At 70.5% G+C, this 4,034-nt stretch carries 3 protein-coding genes; all 3 read right to left on the bottom strand.

What is annotated here, in order from left to right:
* On the bottom strand, window positions 1-297 hold a 297-nt coding region (locus tag JWR81_RS15095), incomplete at its 3' end, for a hypothetical protein (protein WP_297651959.1).
* A 363-nt stretch (window positions 298-660) separates the two neighbouring features.
* Window positions 661-1,887: a Dyp-type peroxidase gene (locus JWR81_RS15090; protein ID WP_297651955.1), complete on the bottom strand. Its 1,227-nt coding sequence runs from the start codon at window positions 1,885-1,887 to the stop codon at window positions 661-663.
* A gap of 52 nt (window positions 1,888-1,939) precedes the next feature.
* On the bottom strand, window positions 1,940-4,006 hold the full coding sequence (efeU, locus tag JWR81_RS15085) for an iron uptake transporter permease EfeU (protein ID WP_297651953.1): 2,067 nt from the start codon (window positions 4,004-4,006) through the stop codon (window positions 1,940-1,942).
* Between the last annotated feature and the right edge of the window lie 28 nt (window positions 4,007-4,034).

Here is a 4,034-nt window from a genome sequence, read left to right as displayed (position 1 = left end):
ACCCGCAGGTAAACGCGGGTCGTCACCGTGATCGGATGTGCCGGGTTCCGAGCCCCGGCCGGTCAGGACCCCGGAGGCGGCATGCTCAGTAGGGACGAGGCCCGTGCATGGGCCGAGATCGAGCGCCGCCTGGCCCAGGAACACGATCTCCGGTCCCCGCTCCTGGCCCGGCTGCAGAGGTCCGTGCCGGCGCAGACCGTCACACCGTTGCCGCTCGCCGTTATGTTCAGCCTCTTGGGCCTTCCCGTGCCGGCCTTTTTCTTCCTCTTCCTCGTCCCCGTCGGCCTGATCGTGCACATGGCCCGCAACAGCCCGCCACCAGCGAAGGGACAGGCGCCGAGGCCGAGGGCGGGATAGGCCGGGGCGAGGCGGGACGCCCCTCCCGCAGCAGCACCCATCCCACCGCCCGCCACCGAATCCCAGCGACACCCGCCGCTGTGCCAGTGGCCGCAGACCATCTCGTCCGCAAGCACTCCGGCAGCGCCGCAGAGGGAACGACTTCCGGTCACGCCCGCACGCCCCCGAGGGGCCGCACGATGATCGCGGCCGTCCCACTCGGGATCCCCTGGGGAGGACACGACCACCACGGATGCCGCGGCGGCGGCCCTCACGCCGTTCGGGGTCCTGCTCCGACTACGCCGCAGCTCCGGTGTATCGGGGTCAGGCGCGTAACAGCTCGCGTGCGTACCAGTCCTGGGAATCCGCGACTCCAGGCAGGGCGAAGAAGTATCCGCCGCCGAACGGCTGTACGTAGTCGACCAGGGGCTCGCCGGCGAGACGGTTCTGGATGGTCTCGAACTGGCGTTGGACGTCCTGTTGATAGGCGACGAAGATATGGCCGGTCTGGATGTCGCCGTTGGTGTCGACGCCGAGGTCGTAGTTGTAGGAGCGGCGGATGAGCCGCTGGTTGTCCGTTGCCGGGGTGCGGGGGTTGGCCAGCCGGATGTGCGCGTCGGTGGGGATCACGTTTCCCCGTGGGTCGGCGGCGTAGTTCGGGACGTCGGTCTCGAGGGTGCCGTCGAGCGGTGCGCCGGTGTCGCGGCGGCGCCCGAACATGCGTTCTTGCTCGTTGATGGAGACACGGTCCCAGAACTCGACGAGCATCCGGATGAGCCGCACGACCTGGTAGGAGCCGCCGCGGGCCCAGGACGGCTCGGTCGGGTCGTCGACCCAGATCAGGTCGGCGGCCGTGGTGCCGGTCGGGTTGGCGGTGCCGTCTTTGAACCCGAGGAGATTGCGCGAGGTGCCCGACGGGCGGGGCGGCGAGTTGTAGCCCTCCATCTTCCAGCGCAGCTGCATGCCGCCGCGGGTGTGCTTGGCGATGTCGCGGATGGCGTGGTGCACGGCGTCGGGGTTGTTCGCGCACAGCTGCAGTAGCAGGTCGCCGTGCATCTGGGCCGGGTCGGGCGAATCGTCGGGGAACACTTTCATCGGGACCAGCCGGACCGGTTTCGACCCGGCGAGTCCGAATCGGTCGTCGAAGGCGCTGGAGCCGAGCGAGAGCGTGACGGTCAGCCCGTCGGCGGGTACGACCGGGCCGAGCACGTCGCTGTCGGAGGGTGGCTGCCCGACACCGAGATCGGCCGGGGTGCCCCCGGTGGTGAGGAAGCGCGCCCGGGTGGTGAGGGTCTGCATGAGCTCGGCGAGATCGGCCTTGTTCTGCACGGTCAGGTCGAACGCGGCGAAGCTCGCGAAGGCCTGCTTGCCGGGCGTGAGGATCCCGGCCTGGTTCGGGCCGTGGAACGGGTAGCTCGCCGCCGTTGTGGGTGCTCCGGTGGTAGCGGCGGCGTCCGCCTGTGCTCCGCCGATGAGCACTCCGCCGGCGAGGGTTGTACCCGCGGCACCGGTGGCCATCCCCCGGAGGAACCTGCGGCGATTGACGTTCATCGGAGTGCGCTGCTTTCGGACGGCGTCGGTTGCGGTGACTCGCGTGGGCGCATCAGTGCGAGGGAGGGACTTCGAGGAGATCGGGCACGGAGGACAAGGTCTCGAGCAGGGACCCGGTCGCCGCGTCCACCGCTTGCCGTTGCGCGAGCGGGACCAGCCATTGGGACTGCCACTGCCCGCCGGCCCGGGTCGCCGAGAGGGCGGCCTGCACCGTCGCGATCTGGGCGTCCGCGGTCGCGACCAGTCCCGGGGACCGCTGGTCGATCAACGGGGCGAGCTCGCCCAGCACGGTGGCGGTGACCTGCGTGTCGGCGTAGGTCTCGGCGTAGACGGCGCCGCTGCCCTCGTCGTCGATGCCGGAGAGGTGGTCACGCTGTGCGTCCTCGAGGATCTCGTGCGCACGGATCGGCAGCTTGGTGGGATCACCGGCGACGTCGCCGCTGGTGAGGTTCCGGGCGACGGTGGTGACGTCCGTGGCCAGCCTGGCGGCGACCGGAACCAGCGACGGGGCGCTCTGCCCGTGGAACAGGCCGTACTCGAGCCGGTGCAGGCCGGTGAAGCCGGGGTCGGCGACCCCGCCGGCACGCCCGTCGGGCAGCCCGTCGACGGCGGTGCCGTCGCCACCGAAGCTGTCGTAGGAGGCGCCCACCCGTTCCCAGTCCAGCTGGGCGGTGAGCCAGTCCGACCTGGCGGCGGCCAGGTCGCCCGCGGCGAGCTCGGACCGGAGTGCGGCGACGTCCTTCTCCTCGGTGGCGAGGTCGGCGGCCGCATAGGTCTGGTAGGCCCGGTTCGGGCCGGCGAGCTCGGCGACGGTGACCGGGGTGACGGCCGTGGGCGCGGCCTGACCGGCCGGCCCCGTCACCTGCATGACGGGCGAGGACATGGGAGCGGCGCCGGACATGTAGCACCTGATGCTGTAGCTGCCGTCGGTGAGCACCGCGGTCATGTCCGCGGTGGTGGCCGGCCCGATGGTCTCGATCTCGGACACGATTCTCCCGGAGGCGTCCACGAGGTCGATCTCTCCCGCCTTACCGGACCTGTTGTCGACGCTGAGGGTCTGGGCGCCGCTTTGCGGCGCCGTCCAGCCGGTCGCGCACGCCGTGGGGGTGATGGTGACCGCGGTCGAGTCGCCGGCGCTTGCACCGGGCAGAACGGCGATCACGCCGGCGGCGATCAGGACCGGGATCACGACGAGGGTGCCCGCGACGGCCAGGGGCCGTCGCCCGGCCATGCGTTCCCACCAGCTCGTCCGCTCCTCGGACTCGGTCCTGGGCTCCGCCCGTGTCACGGGTTCGGCCCGGGCCGCCCGCACGAACAGGTAGAGGACGGTGACGAGGTAGACCAGCCAGGCCGTGACCTGCAGGACCGTCATCGTCGGAGTGAGCTCGGTGACTCCGGTGATGATCGAGGCCCACCACGACCCCGAGTCGATGTGGGTGCTGAGGTCGAACGCGATCCAGCGCCGGCCGGGCAGCAGTCCGGCGTCCTGCAGGTCCCCCAGCCCGTACGCGAGCACGCCGGCGGCGATGACGATCAGGAGCACGGCGGTGCGGTTGAAGAACACGCCCAGGTTGATGCGGATCGCCCGCCGGTAGAGCAGCCAGCACAGCACGACGGCGATCACGAGCCCGGTGGCGGCACCCAGCAACGGTGCCGCCGTCGACCCCGACGCCTTGACCGCCGTCCAGATGAACAGCGTGGTCTCGAGTCCTTCACGCCCGACCGCCAGGAACGCGGTCAACGCCAACGCACCCGTGCCGATGCGAAGCGCCCGGTCGACCTCGCCGCGTAGATGCGACGACAGCTGTGCCGCCGTCGACCGCATCCAGAAGATCATCGTGGTGACGAAGCAGACCGCGACGACGCTCAGGACACCGCCGACCGCCTCCTGAGCCTGGCTCGACAGCACGCTCGTCGAGAAGGTCAGCACCGCCGCGAAGCTGCCCGACACGGTGACCGCGCCGAGGACTCCGAGCCAGATCGGAGCCGTCGAACGGTGCGCACCGCCGCTTTCGGCTGTTTTGTGGAAAGCGGCGAGAAGAATGCTCACGACCAGGCCGGCTTCCAGACCTTCACGAAGTCCGATGACGAGGTTCGGTATGGCATCGGCCCAGGACACGGTTGCCTACCTTAGGCATGCCTACACT

This window comes from Pseudonocardia sp. (assembly GCF_025965585.1).
GTDB lineage: Bacteria > Actinomycetota > Actinomycetes > Mycobacteriales > Pseudonocardiaceae > Pseudonocardia.
The sequence above is the reverse complement of the archived record's forward strand: the minus strand, read 5'-3'. Positions and strand labels throughout refer to the sequence as shown.

Bases quoted from the DNA above. Each gene is read 5' to 3' on its own strand.
- JWR81_RS15090 (WP_297651955.1), bottom strand. From the start codon at position 1,887: ATGAACGTCAATCGCCGCAGGTTCCTCCGGGGGATGGCCACCGGTGCC.